This window comes from Pseudomonas sp. QTF5, assembly GCF_000512695.2.
Classification (GTDB): domain Bacteria; phylum Pseudomonadota; class Gammaproteobacteria; order Pseudomonadales; family Pseudomonadaceae; genus Aquipseudomonas.
This window is the reverse complement of record NZ_AZRW02000083.1, coordinates 1-599: the sequence shown is the minus strand read 5'-3', so window position 1 is coordinate 599 and position 599 is coordinate 1. Positions and strand designations below refer to the sequence as shown.

Sequence of the window (599 nt, the reverse complement as noted above, 5' to 3'; positions counted from 1 at the left end):
AATTTGATCTCATAGCTCCATTCGCCGCTCGGCGCAGATTCCACCAACGTCGCCAGTTCGGGTTTGAGCAGCTCCGGCAGCTTGGCTTTGCGCGCGCCCGTCAGTTGTGTCGACTTTTCCTTACGTGCCTTGGCCGGGGCTTTTTTGATTGGCTTAGGTTTCCCAGCGTCGTGTTTTTTTTCCACGATGGTGCGATCGCTGAGCACGCTGTCCGGCTCGGCGGCGACCACGTCGTATTCGCTGTCGGGTCTGGCGGCGCTGTCCTGATGCTTGATCAGAAACCACTGCTCCTGCTTGCCCGGCATGTGCGTGCGCACAAGGTTCCACAGGCCGCCGAGTTTCTCTCCTTTCAGCTCGAATTTCAGCCGGCCCTTGGTGTACGCCGTGGCCGGATCGTCCTGGGGAATCCACACCCCACGGTCCCAGACGATCACATCGCCGGCGCCGTAATGCCCTTCGGGAATGGTGCCCTCGAACGTGGCGTAATCCAACGGATGGTCTTCGACGTGGATGGCCAGGCGCTTGACCTTGGGGTCCAGCGATGGCCCTTTGGGCACGGCCCAACTTTTCAGCGCGCCATCGAGTTCCAGGCGAAAGTC

Annotated in this window: 1 protein-coding gene; it reads right to left on the bottom strand. The window is 60.6% G+C overall.

Annotated elements, in window-relative coordinates; genetic code table 11:
• Nucleotides 1–599, bottom strand: a 599-nt coding sequence (locus tag IC37_RS28650; protein WP_030131499.1) for a DNA polymerase ligase N-terminal domain-containing protein, incomplete at both ends; no start/stop codon positions are given.